Source organism: Microbacterium maritypicum MF109, from assembly GCF_000455825.1.
In the GTDB taxonomy this organism is placed as follows: Bacteria; Actinomycetota; Actinomycetes; order Actinomycetales; family Microbacteriaceae; genus Microbacterium; species Microbacterium maritypicum_A.
This window is the reverse complement of the sequence record NZ_ATAO01000146.1, coordinates 26,077-43,501: the sequence shown is the minus strand read 5'-3', so window position 1 is coordinate 43,501 and position 17,425 is coordinate 26,077. Positions and strand designations below refer to the sequence as shown.

Annotated in this window: 15 protein-coding genes; 6 read left to right on the top strand and 9 right to left on the bottom strand. The window is 70.0% G+C overall.

Annotation, left to right across the window (positions count from 1 at the left end; genetic code table 11):
- Window positions 1–60 precede the first annotated feature (60 nt).
- The 6 genes from L687_RS29025 to L687_RS29000 form a co-directional block, all read right to left on the bottom strand.
- On the bottom strand, window positions 61–1,182 hold the full coding sequence (locus tag L687_RS29025) for an FAD-dependent oxidoreductase (protein ID WP_021199313.1): 1,122 nt from the start codon (window positions 1,180–1,182) through the stop codon (window positions 61–63).
- On the bottom strand, window positions 1,169–1,894 hold the full coding sequence (locus L687_RS29020) for a methyltransferase domain-containing protein (RefSeq protein ID WP_021199312.1): 726 nt from the start codon (window positions 1,892–1,894) through the stop codon (window positions 1,169–1,171). The genes L687_RS29025 and L687_RS29020 overlap by 14 nt, the downstream gene beginning before the upstream one ends.
- A complete protein-coding gene (locus tag L687_RS29015) occupies window positions 1,891–3,051 on the bottom strand; it encodes a type III polyketide synthase (RefSeq protein ID WP_031207069.1) in 1,161 nt (386 codons plus the stop codon). Before L687_RS29015 ends, L687_RS29020 begins: the two co-directional genes overlap by 4 nt.
- 62 nt (window positions 3,052–3,113) lie before the next feature.
- A complete protein-coding gene (locus L687_RS29010) occupies window positions 3,114–3,728 on the bottom strand; it encodes a CYTH domain-containing protein (protein WP_021199310.1) in 615 nt (204 codons plus the stop codon).
- The gene (locus L687_RS29005; RefSeq protein ID WP_021199309.1) at window positions 3,721–3,933 is read right to left on the bottom strand and encodes a hypothetical protein; all 213 of its coding nucleotides are present in this window, start codon (window positions 3,931–3,933) and stop codon (window positions 3,721–3,723) included. Before L687_RS29005 ends, L687_RS29010 begins: the two co-directional genes overlap by 8 nt.
- Before the next feature lie 65 nt (window positions 3,934–3,998).
- Entirely contained in the window at window positions 3,999–4,469 is a 471-nt protein-coding gene (locus L687_RS29000; RefSeq protein WP_021199308.1) for a prepilin peptidase, read from the bottom strand.
- A 126-nt stretch (window positions 4,470–4,595) separates the two neighbouring features.
- Here L687_RS29000 and L687_RS28995 point away from each other — a divergent pair, with 126 nt between their 5' ends.
- From L687_RS28995 to L687_RS28985, 3 genes are read left to right on the top strand one after another with little or no spacing between them, the layout of a single operon-like run.
- Window positions 4,596–5,414 (top strand): hypothetical protein, encoded by an 819-nt coding sequence (locus L687_RS28995; RefSeq protein ID WP_021199307.1) that lies wholly within the window; start codon window positions 4,596–4,598, stop codon window positions 5,412–5,414.
- Window positions 5,411–6,949, top strand: a complete 1,539-nt coding sequence (locus L687_RS28990; RefSeq protein ID WP_021199306.1) for a DNA polymerase Y family protein — start codon at window positions 5,411–5,413, stop codon at window positions 6,947–6,949. Before L687_RS28995 ends, L687_RS28990 begins: the two co-directional genes overlap by 4 nt.
- Window positions 6,949–10,413 (top strand): error-prone DNA polymerase, encoded by a 3,465-nt coding sequence (locus L687_RS28985; protein WP_021199305.1) that lies wholly within the window; start codon window positions 6,949–6,951, stop codon window positions 10,411–10,413. Before L687_RS28990 ends, L687_RS28985 begins: the two co-directional genes overlap by 1 nt.
- Window positions 10,414–10,429: 16 nt before the next feature.
- Here the strand turns inward: L687_RS28985 and L687_RS28980 are convergent, their stop codons facing one another.
- From L687_RS28980 to L687_RS42760, 3 genes are all read right to left on the bottom strand, one after another.
- Window positions 10,430–10,813 (bottom strand): hypothetical protein, encoded by a 384-nt coding sequence (locus tag L687_RS28980; RefSeq protein ID WP_021199304.1) that lies wholly within the window; start codon window positions 10,811–10,813, stop codon window positions 10,430–10,432.
- A 288-nt stretch (window positions 10,814–11,101) separates the two neighbouring features.
- A complete protein-coding gene (locus tag L687_RS28975; protein WP_021199303.1) occupies window positions 11,102–11,476 on the bottom strand; it encodes a DUF2255 family protein in 375 nt (124 codons plus the stop codon).
- Between the two features lie 44 nt (window positions 11,477–11,520).
- Window positions 11,521–12,159, bottom strand: coding sequence for a TetR/AcrR family transcriptional regulator C-terminal domain-containing protein (locus L687_RS42760; protein ID WP_021199302.1), 639 nt, complete (start codon window positions 12,157–12,159; stop codon window positions 11,521–11,523).
- Window positions 12,160–12,345: 186 nt separating this feature from the next.
- Between L687_RS42760 and L687_RS28965 the strand changes: the two genes are divergently transcribed.
- The 3 genes from L687_RS28965 to helR all read left to right on the top strand — a co-directional run bounded on the left by L687_RS28965 (window position 12,346) and on the right by helR (window position 17,415).
- Complete coding sequence (locus L687_RS28965; protein ID WP_021199301.1) at window positions 12,346–13,581, top strand: hypothetical protein; 1,236 nt, start codon at window positions 12,346–12,348, stop codon at window positions 13,579–13,581.
- A complete protein-coding gene (locus L687_RS28960) occupies window positions 13,578–15,167 on the top strand; it encodes an amidohydrolase (RefSeq protein WP_021199300.1) in 1,590 nt (529 codons plus the stop codon). The genes L687_RS28965 and L687_RS28960 overlap by 4 nt, the downstream gene beginning before the upstream one ends.
- Before the next feature lie 115 nt (window positions 15,168–15,282).
- Complete coding sequence (gene helR, locus L687_RS28955; protein WP_021199299.1) at window positions 15,283–17,415, top strand: RNA polymerase recycling motor ATPase HelR; 2,133 nt, start codon at window positions 15,283–15,285, stop codon at window positions 17,413–17,415.
- Window positions 17,416–17,425 lie beyond the last annotated feature (10 nt).

Genomic DNA, 17,425 nt, shown 5'->3' with positions numbered 1-17,425 from the left:
CTCCTCACGAAGGCCCGGTCCGCGGACAGCGGATCGGGCCTTCGTGCGTCTCCGAGGCCGTCAGAGGCCGCGCATGGTGAGGAGGCCGGTCGTCCATCCGCGCAGCGGTGCCGATCCGAGCCCCTGCATCAGCATCTCCCGTCCACGCACGACCGTCCGGGGAGCGGGAGCGCCCATCGACATGTAGAACGCCGAGCGGCGCTGCGCCCGGGAGGCCGATCTGCGCGCATGCCGTTCATATCCCGACAGGTCGGGCGCCCGACTCGGCAGCGTCCTGGCGAGGGCGGTGGCGAGGCGAACGGCATCCATCCACCCGAGGTTCATCCCCTGCCCGCCGATCGGACTGATCTCGTGCGCGGCATCGCCGAGGAGCACCAGCCGCCCGCGCTGCAGTCGCTTCGCCGCGTGCTGCGCGGCGACGAATGACGTCGGCATCGCGTCCGCCGCGGGGGCGACGGCGATTCCCGTGCGCGTCTCGATGGTCGCGCAGAATTCCTCGATGCTGCGCAGACCTCCGCCCTCCGCTTCCCGCACCACCCACCGGCGCTGTCCACCGGGAAGTGGGAACGACTCGACGAGTCCCTCCGGTTCGCAGTGCAGCACGGCGCGCGCGTCGGGTGTCGCATCGGCGAGGTCGACCATCGCATAGGAGGCCCGTCCGAGACGGCGGCGCCACCCGGCGTCGATCCGGTCACGGAGTCGGCTGCGCACGCCGTCCGCGACGACCACCACGGAAGCCGACAGCTCGTGCGGTCCGTCGGGGGAAGCGCATGCGATCTGCACGGCATCCGCGTTCTGCCGTACGCCCCGCACGTCGTGTCCGAGAAGCAGCGACTCGGGGGAGAGCGACTGCAGGCGTGCGCGCAACAGCGCGCCGGTCCGCGGCTGCGGGAGGATGAGGATCGGGTGATCCTGCCCGAACGTCAGAGTTGCCAGGGTCCGGCGGCGACTGCGCACCTCGCCGCCGTCGAGGCGCAGCGCCTCCGCCCGCACCGCGTCACCGATGCCCGCGGTATCCAGAGCCTCCAGCCCCGGACGGTGGATCCCGATCGCCCTGGTCCGCTCATCCGCATCCGTACGGCGCTCGCACACAGCGACATGCCTCCCCTCCTGCACCAGCAGACACGCCAGCAGCAGCCCGACGGGCCCCGCTCCCACGATCAGGACGTCATGGTCGGGCACGGTCTCTCTCCCACCGCAGTTCCAGACGAGCGGGCACACCCCCGCTGACGATCCAGCCACTCGGGGCGATCGCTGCGAGCTCGGAGACCGTGTACGAACGGCGGATGCTGATGAGGCCGTCCTCGCGGATGAACGAGTCCGCGAGCAGAGTTCCGGAGACCGGCCACGTCGCCGCGGCGAACAGCGCATGAGCCGTGCGGCTGCGGGCGATGTCGTGATGGGATACCAAGCCGTCTGGAGCCGCGAGCTGCACGGAGTCGCTGAGCACGGTCCGGAGTTCGGCGTCGTCGAGATGGTGCAGCACGTGGTTCGACAGCACCACGTCGTAGGTCTCGCCCGCCGCCACCAGCTCGGTCGTGAGGGCGCGGCGATACCGGATGCCGGCGCCGCGATCGTGCGCCGATGCCCAGCGGATCGCCCGCTCGTCGACGTCGAGAGCGGTGATCTCGGCGTCGAGCCCCTCATGACGCAATCGCCGGGCGAGCAGACGGCAGAGGTCGCCCCCGCCCGCCCCCACGTCCAGGATCCGCAACGACCGGGAGCGCAGAGCCCGAGGCCGGATGTCACGACGGTAGAAGGCTCCAGGGCGGGAGACCAGAGCGTTCACGAACCCGAACCGCCCGTAGGTCCGGGCCAGCTTGCGCGCATCGGCGTGCGGATCGTCCATCAGCTCGCGGGCGCCGACGTCCCGCGTGGCGAGGGACCGCCTCATGACTCGGTCGAGGCGACGACGGTCATCAGCGCGCTCTCGGCGGTGAGCCCCGGGCCGAACGCCATCGCAGAGACCCGGTCTCCTGCCCTCGCCCCCTCCTCCTCCAGGATGTGTTTGAGGACGAACAGCACGGTCGCGCTGGACATGTTTCCGTTCTGCCGCAGCACCTCCCTGGCCGGGTGCAGCTGCGCGTCACTGAGGTGCAACCGCTCCTGCACCTTGTCGAGGATGCTGCGCCCACCGGGGTGGATCGCCCAGTGCTCGACCACCTCCCCCACGCTGCCGGCCTCGAAGGCCTCGCCGAGACTCTCTTCCGCGGCATAGAGCGGACGGAGGGCGCCGATGATCGTCTCGCCGATGATCTGCGGAACCGCGGTGGAGAGGATCATCTCGAATCCGGTGTCGCCGATCGTCCAGGCCATGTCCTTCTCGCCCTCCGGCGCTATCGCGGTGTGGAAGCAGTCAAGGCGCAGCCCGGTCGAAGGAGAGGGAAGGCCGCGGGCCGTGACGATTCCGGCAGCCGCACCATCGCCGAACAGGGACGAGGCGACGATCGTGTCGGGGTCCTCCGAGGAGCGCAGATGCAGCGTGCACAGCTCCACGCTCACGACCAGGACGACCGCGTTCTCGTCCGCCGCGCAGAACTGACTCGCTGCGCGGAGCGCCGGCATGGACGCATAGCAGCCCATGAAGCCGAGGTGGAAACGCTGCACCGCATCGGACAGCCCGAGGGCGCGGACGATCTCGTACTCCGGGCCGGGGGCATGGAATCCGGTGCAGGAGACCGTGATGACATGCGTCACATCGGCGGGCCCGAGATCGGGGTCGGCCCCGATCGCTCGCCTCGCAGCCTCGACGAACAGCCGCGTGGCCTCACGCGTGTAGAGGTCGTTGCGTACTTTGGTGCCGGGGGCGAGCAGCCTCCCGGTTCGCCGGTCGAAGAAGACGGGATCGGTCGTGTCGGATGCGAGCGACAGCTCATCGATCACCGTGTGCCTGGCGTCGATCCCTGAGACGTTGAAGGACGTCGTGACGATGCGCTGCGCCAGCCTCCCGAGGTCGGGCTGCTGCGCGAAGACATCACGCACCTGCTCCTGGACGAGAACGGTGTCGGGGACGATCGTCTGCAGCGATCGAAGCACAGGCGGTCGGCTCATGGTGTCACTCAAGCACTGCGCACCGTCCCGGGGGAAGGGGTTGCGCGCGACCGCGGCCTGCCCTAGAAGCCGAGCGCCCGCGCGAGCTTGGAGCCGGATGCCGATTCGCGGCCTCCGGCTGCGCGGACGGCCTGCTCCACGGCGTCGAAGAACAGGGCACGCCCCGCGTCATCGGACGGCGCCGCGGGCCCGAGCTCCATCTCCCATTCCCGCCATTCGCGCTGCACGTTCTGACGCAGGTCGGTGGCGCGCACCCGATCGTCGACGAACTCGGCGACGATCCCGCCGGGGCCCGTGAGCAGATAGGCGGTGCGGTCGTTCTCGATGCGTGCGAGCGGGGTGAGGGGTGCGCTCGTCCACTCCGAGACGGTCTCTGCGACGGCGGGCGGGAGCTCATCGCCCTCGCCCAGCGGCCAGCCGATCTCGAGTCGCCCGTCACCCTGCCGCGGACCCTTCACATGCCAGCCCTCATCGGGCCCGCCGGTGCGACGACGCAGCGCCACGCCGCTCTGCGAGAGAGCACCGTCAGCGGTATCGAAGTACCGGGCATCCAGGATGCGCTCCTCGCCGGAGGTGACGGTGTCGACTCCGGGGATCGCGTCCCAGTGCGGCAGCGGCGTCTCGAGATCGACGTCGTACTTGCGCTCGACCTCGACCGTACGGGACGGTTCAGTCATCGTCGAGCGTGAGGTCCTCGAGAGACTCGTCGAACCAGTAGTCGACCTCGGTGGGCCCATCGTTCGGGCCGGTGTTCTGCGGTCCGCCTCGGCGGTTGTACACCACCTGCGTCTCGCTGTAGGGGACGATCAGCTTGTCGTCCGCGTCGCCGAGAGGGATGATCTGCCCGTCGAGCGGGCCGCCGTGAAGCCGTGCGAGTGCCATGTGCTCAGGGTAGCGCCGTCGGTGCGGTATCCGGGCGAGGCATGCGGATTCCTCCGAGGGCGGCGTCATCCGAGGACGACGCCGAGAAGGGCGCCGGCGATCATCCACGGCCCGAAGGCGATGCGGGTGGAACCGTCCGCTCTTCGCAGCAGGATGAGCACGAGCGCGTAGAGCGCCCCCAGCACGAAGGCCGCTGCCGCGCCGACCGCCAGTGCCTGCCAGCCGTGCCACCCCAGCACCAGGCCGATGACGGCGGCGAGCTTCACGTCTCCCCCACCCATCCCCGCACAGCTGATGACCCGCAGCACCGCGTAGAAGCCGCCGAGCAGCAGCATGCCGAGGAGGGCACGGAGGAACGGCCCGCTCTCCCCCGTGCACAGGGCATCGATCGCGCCGAGTCCGATCAGGGAGGCGAGCGTCGGCAGCACGATGCGGTTCGGGAGCCGGTGTGTGCGGACGTCGATCACGATGAGCCAGGTCCCGACGCCCAGCAGGAGACCGTGCACGAGGACGACGAGGGCGAGTCGGATATCCATCCCCGCAGAGTAGGAGATCGCCGACCGCTGCCCCGACCCCCTGTGGACAACCCCTGGCCAATGTCCGATGTACGAACTATTGTCAGTCGGACCCCTTGGTATATTAGAATATATCTTCGAGAAAGGATGCAGGTGATCGGGCTCGATGCCATCGCCCCGCTCTCCCCGGCGGGCGATTCCCGCGCGGGAGAAGTGCTGCGACTGCGCCGCGAGATCAGCCGGATGCAGCGGCGACGCAGCGAGCACGCGCTGCTCCCCCTCGACCCCGCCCTCGCCGCCCTCCTTCCGGAGGAAGGGTTGCAGACCGGCACCTCCTACACCGTCTCCCCGTCGCCGAGCCTCGTGCTCGCGCTCCTCAGCGCGGCGTCGCAGAAGGGACTCTGGTGCGCCGTTGTCGGCATGCCGACCCTCGGCGTCGAAGCGGCCGCCGCATTCGGCATCGACCTCACCCGGCTGATCCTGGTGCCCGCACCCGGCGATCGTTGGCTGGCGGCGACCTCCGCCCTGGCCGAAGTCGTTCCCCTGATCGTCGTGACTCCCGGCTCACGGGCTCGAGACGCCGACGTCTCCCGGCTGAGCGCGCGCCTGCGCGATCGCGGATGCACACTCCTGGTCACCGAATCTCCCGGCGTCGAACGCTGGCCGCAGACCGAGGGGACGATTCGCCTGCACGACCCGCACTGGCACGGCCTCGGTGCCGGCTGGGGACTGCTCTCCGACTGCACGGTCACGGTGACGGCTCGGACACGGCACAGCCCTCGCCCGTCGAGCGTGCGCGTGCAGCTGCCGGGCGGACACGGCGCCGTCGAGCCCACCGCCGTCGAGCCCATCGCCATCGCGCCCGCTGCCGTCGACCTCACCGCGCTGTCCGCCCCTTCCCACGAGTCTCCCGTGCCCGTCGAGCCCGTATCGCTGGAGCTCCTGCACTGGGCGGAGGCCGGATGAACAGCCCGCTTCGCGTCCTCGTGCTGTGGTTCCCCGATTGGCCGATGCGTGCCGTCCTCAGCAGCGCGCCCCCGCATCCGCCCGCAGCCCTGGTGCAGGCGAACACGATCGTCGCGTGCACCGCCTCCGCCCGGGAACACGGCGTGCGCACCGGCCAGCGTCGCCGGGTCGCGCAGGGGCATCTCTCGTCACTGCGGGTGCTCCCCCATGACCCCGAGAGGGACGAGCGCGCCTTCCTGCCTGTGCTGCATCTGATCGAGAGACACGCCCCTGGGGTCACGCTGCTGCGACCGGGGCTCGCGATCCTCCGCGCCCGGGGCATCTCCCGTTACCACGGAGGAGAGGCGGAGGCCGCAGAGGCACTCACCGCCGTCCTGACGGAGGCCGGTTTCCCCGAGGTACGTGCGGGGGTCGCCGATGGTCCCTTCACGGCGGAGATCGCCGCGCGCGGTTCCGCCGCGTGCACGGTGGTGCCACCGGGGGGCTCCCGGGAGTTCTTGGCGCCCTACCCCGTGCAGGTGCTGCGCGACGAACAGATCACCGGTCTGCTCGTCCGCCTCGGAGTGCGCACCCTCGGCGAGTTCACCGCCCTCGCCCCTCTCGACGTGCGCGATCGCTTCGGCGAGCACGGCGCGCGCCTGCACGCGCTCGCGGCCGGTGCCGACTCCCGGCCGCTGACACCGCGCCCACCCGATCCGGAGCTGGCGCGGCGGATCGAGTTCGACTCCCCGCTGGGCGGAACGGATCAGGTGGCCTTCGCGGTGCGCCAGACGGCTGATGCGGTGATGCTCGCTCTCGGCGACGTCTCACTCGTCTGCACCGAGGTGCGAATCGAGCTGACCGACGACAACGGGGCCGTCTACTCCCGCTCCTGGCTGCATCCGACCTGCTTCGACGCCTCCGACCTGGTCGACCGGGTGCGGTGGCAGCTGGAGGCTCTGGCCGCGCAGTCCGCCAAGGAACCGGTCGACGAGGCGCGGGCTTTCGGCGGCATCATGGCGGTGCGCATCATCCCCGCCGCCGTCGATGACGCCGCGCATCACCAGCCCGGTCTCTTCGGCTCCGGCACCGATGAGCGCCTGCACCACGCGGTCTCGCGCGTGCAGACCATGCTGGGCCATCAGGGCGTGGTCACCGCCGCCGTCGCGGGTGGGCGCTGGCTCGCCGACCGGCAGGTGCTCACACCCTGGGGAGAGCGCACGGTCCCTCCGCGCGACCCCGGCTCCCCCTGGCCGGGAAGCCTTCCCGATCCGCTGCCCGCCGAGGTCTTCCTCCCCCCGCGCCCCATCGCGGTGCTCGCCGCAGATGAGAGCACCATCGGCGTCGACGAACGCGGGGCGCTCTCGAACGACCCCGCCCGCATCGAGGGAGCGGCTGTGCAGGCATGGGCCGGCCCCTGGCCGGTGCACGAACGACGATGGACCTCGGGCGGAGGGAAGCGAGGGCACCGGCTCCAGATCGTCGACGACCACGACCGCGCGTGGCTGGTCTTCCACGCCGGCGAGCGCTGGTGGGCCGAGGGGAGGTATCGCTGATGGGGTGGCACAATCCCCCCTTGTCCTGGAACGAGCTGGAGCGCACCCTCAGCGGCGAGGAGTCACCCTCGCCTCCTCCCGGCTCCGAGCCTCGAGGGCAGCGGACGGACCCCGGACCGGTGAGCCGTCGCCGCACGCGCACGCCCCCCGTCGCCGCGCCCCGACCCGAAGACCCGATCCCCTATGCCGAGCTGCACGCCCATTCGTCGTACTCGTTCCTCGACGGCGCCTCCTCCCCGGAAGAACTCCTCGCCGAGGCCGACCGCCTCGGGCTGACCGCTCTGGCCCTCACCGACCACGACGGCTTCTACGGCGCCGCGCGCTTCGCCGAGGTGGCCGGCCTCATGGAGAGCCCGCTGCAGACGGTGTTCGGAGCGGAGCTCTCCTTGGACCTGCCCGCACCACAACGGGGTCACGCCGATCCCGCCGGCGAGCATCTGCTGGTCCTCGCCCGGGGCACGGAGGGCTATCACCGGCTCTCGGGGGCGATCACCGCGGCGCAGCTGCGCGGCGGTGAGAAGGGGCGCCCGGTCTACGACCTCGACGATCTCGCCGCACGTGCGGGCGGGCACTGGACGATCTTGACCGGATGCCGCAAAGGCGCCGTGCGCCGCGGTCTCGAGGCCGGAGACGCCGCCCATCCGCTGCGGTCGCTCGTCGACCTGTTCGGGAGCGAGCACGTCGCCGTCGAGCTCTTCGACCACGGAGACCCCCTCGACACCCGTCGCAACGACACCCTCGCCGAACTGGCCCGTCGGATGCGGCTGCCGGTGGTCGCGACCAACAACGTGCACTACGCCACGCCGGCGCAGGCGCCCCTCGCCGAGGCCGTGGCCGCGGTGCGCGCGGTGCGCAGCATGGACGAGCTCGACGGGTGGCTGCCCTCTCACGACGGTGCACACCTGCGCAGCGGGGCCGAGATGTCGGCGCGCTTCCGGCGCCACCCCGGAGCGATCTCGTACGGGCTCGAGCTGGCCGCGGCATCCGCCTTCCCCCTGCGCCTCGCACGACCGGCGCTGCCGCAGCAGAAGGTGCCGGAGGGGCACACGCCCATGAGCTGGCTGCGTCATCTGGTCTGGGAGGCGGTGCCTACGAAGTACCCGCGACTAGACGACGACGGCCGGCACCGGATCGCGCGCGAGCTCGACGTGATCGAGGAGAAGGACTTCCCCGGGTACTTCCTGATCGTGCATGGGATCGTCACGGAGGCACGACGGCTCGGCATCCTCTGCCAGGGTCGGGGGTCGGCCGCGGCGAGCGCGGTCTGCTACCTGCTGGGGATCACCGCCGTCGATCCGATCCTCTACCGTCTCCCCTTCGAGAGGTTCCTCGCGACGACCCGCACGGAAGAGCCCGACATCGATGTGGACTTCGACTCCGACCGCCGCGAGGAGATCATCCAGTGGGTGTATCGGGAGTACGGCAGGGAGCGGGCGGCCCAGGTGGCGAACGTCATCCAATACCGCCCGAAGAACGCGGTGCGGGATATGGCCAGAGCACTCGGCCATTCCCCCGGCCAACAGGACGCATGGTCCCGCCAGGTCGACGGCTGGGGCGTGGGTCTGGAGCCCGTCGAAGGACACGACATCCCCGAGAACGTGCTCGCCTACGCGGGAGAGCTGCTGAAGGCTCCTCGGCATCTCGGCATCCATTCCGGTGGCATGGTGCTCACTGCACGCCCGGTCGGCGAGGTCGTTCCCGTGGAGCACGCCCGCATGGAGAACCGCACGGTCATCCAGTGGGACAAGGACGACTCCGCCTTCATGGGACTGGTGAAGTTCGATCTGCTGGGTCTCGGGATGCTCGCCGCCCTCCAGCACTGCTTCGACCTGATCCGGGAGACCACAGGCGAAGAGTGGACGCTCGAGAGCATCCCCAAGGAGGAGGCGGGGGTCTACGACATGCTCTGCCGTGCGGATTCGATCGGAGTCTTCCAGGTGGAATCCCGCGCGCAGATCGGGCTGCTCCCCCGTCTGCAGCCGCGGAGCTTCTACGATCTCGCCATCCAGATCGCGCTCATCCGCCCCGGACCCATCCAGGGAGGCGCTGTGCATCCTTTCGTGCGGCGCAAGATGGCGAAGGACCGCATCGATGAGGAGAACCGGGAGCGCGCCCTGCGCGGCGAAGAGCCGGTGGAGTTCGTGATCCCGTATCCGCACAGCGATCTGGAGGACATCCTGAAACGCACGCTGGGCATCCCGATCTTCCAGGAACAGCTCATCCAGATGGCGACGGCGATCGGCGACTGCACGGCCGATGAGGCGGACCTGCTGCGCCGGGCCATGGGCTCCAAGCGCGGCCTGGAGAAGATCGAGAAGGTCAGGGACAAGCTGTACGCGGGGATGGCGCGGCGCGGACTCGTCGATGAGGCGGCCGATCGCATCTACGCGCAGATCCAGGCGTTCTCCAACTTCGGCTTCGCCGAGTCGCACTCCCTGTCATTCGCCCTTCTCGTCTACGCCAGCTCCTGGCTGAAGCTGCACTACCCCGCCGCGTTCCTCGCCGGCCTCCTGCGCTCGCAGCCCATGGGCTTCTACTCCGCAGCGACCCTCACTGCCGATGCGCGACGGCACGGGGTCGAGGTCCACCGCCCCGATCTGCATGTCTCCGGTGCGACAGAGACCCTGGAACCACTCGCCGGCGCCTCGGGGAACGGGCCCACCGGCCGGGACGAGTGCCTCACCGACCCTCAACCACCTGTCCTCCGCTTCGACCGTGCGGCACCGGATGAGTCGGCCGCGCACCGCAGGGACGGGGAGTTCGCGGTGCGACTGGGGCTCGGCGGCATCCGTGGGATCGGTGTGCCGATGGCGGAGAGGATCGTCGCCGAACGCGACGCGAACGGCCGGTACCGTGACTTGAACGACCTGGTGCGACGAACGGATGCCACCGCCGCGCAGCTGGAGGCCCTCGCCACCGCCGGCGCCTTCGACTGTCTGGGCCTGGAGCGTCGAGAGGCCATCTGGATGGCCGGCGCCGCGGCGGACGACCGTTCCCGGTTCCTCCCGGGGACGACGGTCGCGGTGCAACCGCCCCTGTTCGCCGATCAGACCAGCTACGAGCGTCTCTCCGCCGACCTGTGGGCGACCGGCGTGTCGACCGACGATCATCCGATGGCGCACTTCCGCGACGAGTTGCGCGCGCGCGGGGTTCTGACGGCGATCGACCTGCAGGGACACGAGGTCGGTCGACGCATCGAGGTCGCCGGTCTGGTCACCCACCGTCAGCGACCCGCGACGGCCGCCGGGATCACCTTCGTGAATCTCGAGGACGAAAGCGGTCTGGTGAACGTGGTCTGCTCAGCCGGGGTCTGGAACCGCTACCGCCGGGTCGCCCGCGATTCACCGGCACTCATCATCCGCGGCATCCTGGAGCGATCTGCGGAGGGCGTGGTCAACGTGCTCGCCGATGGGTTCGAGGATCTTCGCACCGGTCTCACGCATCGGTCCAGGGACTTCCGCTGAGGACGGCCGCCCCGACTCACCAGAATCGCTCGGGCTCCTCCACGGGAGGACGGTCGGCTCCACCCCAGCGGTCCGCCTCGGCCTTCGCGGCGTCGGCGGCTGCGTCGGCTTCACGGAGAGCGACCTTGGCGCCGGTCGGACCGGGCCCGATGGGGTCGACGAGCAGCGAGGTGTGCGCGCCGGCGCCACCCATCGTCACCGTGCAGCGCAGGACGCGCCCGATCCAGCGGGAGAAGTCGCCACTCGGGTCTTCTGCGCGTCGATAGCGGATGCCCGTGTCGAGGTCGACGATGGCGAGGATGACCGGTTCGTCGGTGAGCGGATCGGTCTGCTCCGTCACCTCGATGCGATGGCCGTGGGCGATGGCGACCTGAGCGGTGAGCACGAGCAGTCTGTCCATGAGTCCACCCTAGAGAAGGCCGTCAGGAAGACAACAGGGAGTCCCTCACGAGCAACATTCGTAAATTTCTTTGTCCCCCAAATGGCGGACAAGCGGATTAAGCGATATTCTGCTCTTCGTAGCGGGGGCTACGAGGCTGAGGACTGGGGAATCAGCCGTGAGCGCAGCGATATCTTCGCCGCCTCCCCTACCGTCCGGGAAGGGCGGTGAGCCCTCTCGACGACACCGTCTGGGGCGGGTCATCGAGAGGGCCAATCTCCCCGGTCGACGCGACGCATCGCGACACGGTCAGTCGAGCGGGATGACCTCGAGCGTGTTCGAACGCACCGGCTCCTGACCCATCTCGGGAGCGTATGGGCTCGGCGTGTACTTGCGGAGGTACTCGGCATCGATCGCGGCGTTGATCGCCTCATCGCCGACCCTCTCGAAGCGGACATCCTTCGTGACGCCACCCGCGGAGACACGTCCGCGCAGGCTGGCCAGGGCCGGGGCGTACCACTTGCCCGCAAGTCCCGTGTAGGAGCGGACGAACAGACGACCGTCGACCGCGACCGCCCAGATCCCCACGGTCTTCGGCATGGTGCCGTCCTCGAGCTGCGCGGAGAGATCGAACATCTCCGGCTCGGCGATGCGGCTGAGCTCGTCAGGGTTCCAGGTCGTCATGGGTCCTCCTCGGTATCGACGGATGCGGCAGAGTGCATGCTACGTCAGAACCGGGAAGACGCCTGACCGGTCACGGGCGGAGTGCCGACGAGGCGCGCGCGCAGCGAGTCGAGGAGCAGGCCGACCCCGAGCTCGAATGTACGATCCGACCGCGCACTCCCGCGCTCCGCACCGTCGATGAGACGCCCCAGAGTGCGCGTGCCGCCTTCGGGCTGCCAGACCTCGTCGGGAGAGGCGAGATCGAGACCGAAGCCGATCGCGAAGGCGTCGATGACGGCGATCACCGAGAGCACCTCATCGTCGGGGAAGCCTCCGTCGACGAGCACGGATGCGAGATCGTCGTATGCGGCGATCACCGCCGGGTGCGTGATCGTCTTCCCCACGAGCAGCGGAACGAGCTGCGGGTGGTCTGCGTACATCCGGCGTTGCGTGCGCAGCACCGCGAGCACGAACTCGTCCCAGGGCTCGCCGTGCCACTCGACGCGGTATCCCTCCACGAGTTCTCCGCGCATGAGCTCGAGGATGCCGTCCATGCCGTCGACGTGGTTGTAGAGCGATGACGGGCGCACGCCGAGCTCGCGGGCGATGGCGTTCACTCCGAACGGTTCGCCGGCTCTCGCGAGCGCGAGACCCGCCGAGCCGATGATCTCCGGGGACAGGAGCGGGGAGGAAGGCCTCGGCATCGGGGACTCGCTTTCTCCGGCGGACCGGGTATGAGATCTGGGGGTTCCGCGAGAACCCTCATCTGTGCATAATAATGAACACCATTCGTTTACGAACACCATTCGTTTACGCCTCGTGCCCCACCCGACGCACGTCCGCTGTCTTCCCTCTCTCCGCACAATGCCGTGCCGACTCCCTGGAGCCCCATGACCACTCTCGATCTCCGCACCCGAATCCCCCTCCGCTTCCCGACGGCGACGGCGACGTTCGCCATCGGGATCGCGGGGTACCTGGGCGTCAATCTGTCGCCCTACATGATCACCGCCGCGCAGACAGGCCTCGGCCTCGACGTCCTCACCGCCAGCTGGCTCGTCACCGCGACCCTCCTGCTCACCGCGGTGACCGGCTTGGCCATCGCCCCGCTGTGCGCCGGGGTGCATCGCCGCACTGTCGCGCGCGCCGGGCTCGGCCTCGCCGTCGTGGGCTTCGCGACCGCGGCCCTCGCGCCGGCGGCCATGCTTCCCGGGCTGCTCCTCGGCGGCGCCGGAGCAGGTGGCGCGGTCGCCGCATCGGGCGCGGCGCTCGCCGCTTTCCGCAACCCCGACAGGGTCGCCGGCTTCAACGGGCTCGCGAACCGCGGAGTCATCACGGTGGTCCTCGCCGTGATCCCGCTGATCGGCCTCGCCCCTCTCGACGTCTTCGGTGCGCTGGCGCTGTTCAGCCTGATCGGGCTGATCGCCTCGGCATGGCTTCCCGCCGCTCCGGTCCTCGCCCCGCAGGCGGGGGCGGCCGTCGCCGAGGCGATGCCGATCGAGATCCCTCCGACGGGCACCGTGCGCACCTCCCCCGCCCGCTCGCGGACCGTGACGATCGCCGGTCTCGGACTCCTCATCGTGTTCGCCCTGTGGGCGGCGAGCGAAGACTCCCTCTGGGCGATGGCGGGCATCATGGGCGCGGAACAGGCCGGCCTGACTCCCGAAGGGCTCGGCGTCGCCCTCAGTGGCGCAACAGCCGGCGGACTCCTCGGCTCGCTGCTGCTCATGATCGTCGGAGCCCGATTCGGGCGCGCGGTTCCCCTGGTCGTCCTGCTGGTCGCCGGGGGCGCACTCAAGATCGTGGAGGGGTTCGTCACCGATCCCACCGCCTTCATCGTGGTGTTCATCGCCTGGAACTCGATCTACGCCATCGCGTTCATGTACTTCGTGTCGACGTCCGCGGCACTGGATGCCGACGGGCGCTGGTCGGGGCCGCTGCTCGCCGTCTACCTGGTCGGGTCGGCGCTCACCCCGGTCATCGGCGCGGCCCTCGTCGGCGCCCTGGGATATCAGGGATTCGCGGTGGCGCTCGGCATCGCGAGCTTCATCCTGGCCGTCCCCACCGGGGCGATCGCCCTCATCTCGACCCGTCTGGAACGCATGACCGCACAGGAGATCGACGCATGACCCGCACCCTCTACCGCAACGGCCGCATCTTCACCGGGGACGAATCCCGGTGGAGCTCAGCGCTCGTGGTCGACGACGACGCGTTCGCGCATGTCGGCACCGAGGAGTCGGCACCGCACGCGGACACGGTCGTCGATCTCCACGGCCGCGTCGTGCTCCCCGGATTCACCGACGCGCACACCCACCTGCTCATGATGGGCGAAGCGCTCGGACAGGTAGGACTCACGGACGCCTCCTCTCTCGAGGAGATCCAGCGCCGGCTCCGCACCGCGCGCGAGGCCGCGCCCGGTGTGCTCCGCGGACGCGGATGGCTGTTCGATGCGATCCCCGGCGGTGAACCGACAGCGGCCATGATCGATGCGGTCGTCTCCGACGTTCCGGTCTACCTCGACGCGAACGACTATCACTCGTGCTGGGTGAACACGGCCGCGCTCGCCGAGCTCGGGATCACCCGCGACACCCCCGACCCCATCGGCGGCCGCATCGCCCGCGATGCGGCGGGCGATGCGACCGGGATGCTCTACGAGACCGCCGCGCAGCTGCACGCCTGGGCTCATCGCGACGCCACGACCACCGATGCGCAGCGCGATGCGGCGGTCGAGCGGGTCGTCTCCGCGTACCTCGCCGCCGGCGTGACCGGAGCCGTCGACATGGCTTTCGACGAGCTCGGGCTCGCCGCCCTCGGTCGTGCGGCCGCTCACGACAGCCTGCCACTGCGCATCGCCGCGCACTGGTTCATCGTCAATACCGGCGACGATGCCGCGAACCTCGCACAGGTCGCGCAGGCCGCCGCCCATGCGTCCTCGACGACGGCGGGGGTGCGGGTGCTCGGGATCAAGCTCGTGCTCGACGGGACGATCGACGCGTGCACGGCCGCCATGCGGGCACCCTACGCCGACGGGACGAACGCCGCGCCGATCTGGCCCGCCGAACGCCTGCTGCCGGTCGTCGCCGCGGCGGATGCCGCGGGACTGCAGATCGCGATGCACGCGATCGGCGATGCGGCGAGCACCCTCGCCCTCGATGCGATCGAGCATGCCGTCGCGGTGAACGGCGACCGCCAACGACGGCACCGCATCGAGCACCTCGAGTACGCGGCGCCGGGAACCGCGGAGCGGATGGCGCGGCTCGGAGTGACGGCGTCCATGCAGCCCGTGCACGCTGATCCCGCGATCTTCTCCAACTGGGCGGCACAGGTCGGAGACGAACGGGCCGACCGCGCGTTCGCCTGGTCGGAGTACGACGAGGCGGGCGCGCTCCTCGCCTTCTCCACCGATGCTCCGACGGCGCCGCATGAGGCCATGGCGAACATGTACGTCGCGGCCACCCGTGCTTCAGCTCTGGCTCCGGGCGTGCCGGCGATCCATCCCGAGCAGGCGCTCCCCCTGGAGCGTGCGATCGCGCATGCCACTCGGGATGCCGCGGCCTCGATCGGCGACGGGGACTGGCGCGGACGTATCGCTGTCGGATATGCGGCCGACTTCGTCGTTCTCGATGTCGACCCGTTCGAGGGGGATCCTGCTGCCCTGCTGACGACCCGTGTGGTGCGGACCGTGATCGCCGGCCGCACGGTGCACGAGGTGTAGCTCTCCGTCTGCATTTCCAGGATATCGCCGAGGTGGGGGCTTGCCGCAAGGCCCCCACCGTGGGGCAGAATCGACCCTCGCTCGTGCGAACTGCGCGCGGGCCTGAAGGAGATCCATGCCTTTCGACCCCTTCCATCTCCCCGACGATCTGCGCGCGAAGTCGACGGCAGAGCTCATCGACGCCGACCGCGATCACCTCCGCAGGATCGACGACGCCCTCGAGGCGCACCGTGCCGCCGTGACCTCGCGTCTGGCCGAGATGCGTCAGCGTTCCGCCCGGTTCGGAGACACGGCCGTGGAACGCGACCTCGAGATACGTCGCCTGAGCGGACGGCTGCGCGTGCTCGAGCGCTACGGCATCGACATCTGCCTCGGTCGGATGACCCCGGAACACGGCGACCCCGTGTACATCGGCCGCACGGGCCTGGCCGCCGCCGACGGCACCCGACTGCTGATCGATTGGCGGACCCCCGCGGCAGAACCGTACTTCGCGGCGACCATGGAGGATCCGCGCGGGCTCCTGTCCCGACGTCGATACCGGTGGGTCGACGGACGGATCAGCGACTACTGGGATGAGGCATTGACCGACACCGCATTCGACGGTTCGGCCTCGCTCGACGACCAATCCGCCTTCATCGCCGGCCTGGGCGCCCAACGCACGTCGCGCATGCGGGACGTGCTGGCGACGATCCAAGCCGACCAGGACGCGATCATCCGCGCGTCCTCGCCCGGCGCACTGGTCGTCGACGGTGGACCCGGCACGGGAAAGACCGTCGTGGCGCTGCACCGCGCCGCGCACCTGCTGTACGCCGAGCCGCGACTCACGCAGAGCGCGGGCGGCATGTTGCTCGTGGGGCCTCACCCGCACTATCTCGCGTACGTCGAAGATGTTCTGCCCAGCCTCGGCGAGGACTCCGTCCGGCTCTCGACCCTGCGCGATCTGGTCCCGGAAGGAGCAGCGGCCGTGGACGAGCAGGATGCGCGGGTGGCGCTGCTCAAGGCAGCCCTCGATCCCGTCGCGATACTCGATGCGGCGGCGATGTGGTTCGAGCGCCCTCCCTCGCACGCGATGCGCATCGAGTCGCCGTGGGCCGACCTCTGGATCAGCCGCGAGGAATGGACGGCACTGTTCTCCGGCGCCGACCCGGCGGTCTCGCACAACGTGGCGCGTGACGAGGTGTGGGAGGAGATCCTCGAGTTGTTGACAGACCAGGTGCACGACGATGACGTGCCTCCCCACATCGTGCGACGGTGGCTGCGACAGGACGAGGAGCTCACCGGGACGTTCGTGCGCGCCTGGCCGATGCTGTCGCCGGCCTCGATGGTCGCTCGGCTGTGGAGCTCCCCCGACTTCCTGCAGCGCTGCGCTGCGAGCCTCTCGCCCGGAGAGGTCGCGGCTCTGCAGCGCGAGGACCCCGAGAAGTGGACCGTCGCCGATCTCCCGTTCCTGGACGCCGCGCGCCGGCGGATCGGCGATCCCGACGCCGTCCGCGACGAGCACCGCCGCCAAGCCGTCGTCGCCTCGGCGCAGGAGCAGATCTCCCACGTCGTCGACCACCTGATCGAAGACGATGACAGCGAGATGAAAGTGATGTCCATCCTTCGCGGACAGGATGCGAGGAACGTGCTGCTCGGCGTCGACGCCCCGCCCGCGCTCCCGCCGGACGAGCTGGCGGGGCCGTTCGGGCACATCGTCGTCGATGAAGCGCAGGAGCTCAGCGATGCGGAATGGCGGATGCTCCTCGCCCGCTGCCCCTCACGCAGCTTCACGATCGTCGGAGACCGCGCACAGGCGCGGCACGGCTTCACCGAGAGCTGGGAAGCGCGGCTCACCCGCATCGGCCTCCGTGATGTCCGGATCGCCCACCTGGGCGTGAACTACCGGACTCCGGCCGAGGTGATGGCGGCGGCGGGACCGGCGATCCTCGCGGCGATCCCGGACGCCAATGTGCCGACGTCGGTGCGCGAGAGCGGAACGCCCGTGCGATACGACGTCGTCGCCTCGCTCCCCCGCCTGCTGGATGCCTGGCTCGATGAGCACCCGGACGGGATCGCGTGCGTCATCGGCGCCCCGGACCTCGCCCCGACAGCGCGCGTGCGATCGCTGACTCCCGAGGGGGCGAAGGGCCTGGAGTTCGATCTGGTCGTCCTCGTGCGCCCGGAGCAGTTCGGTGACGATGTCACCGGCGCCGTGGACCGGTACGTGGCGATGACCCGGTCGACACGGGAGCTGGTGGTCCTCCGGTGAGGAAGCCCGG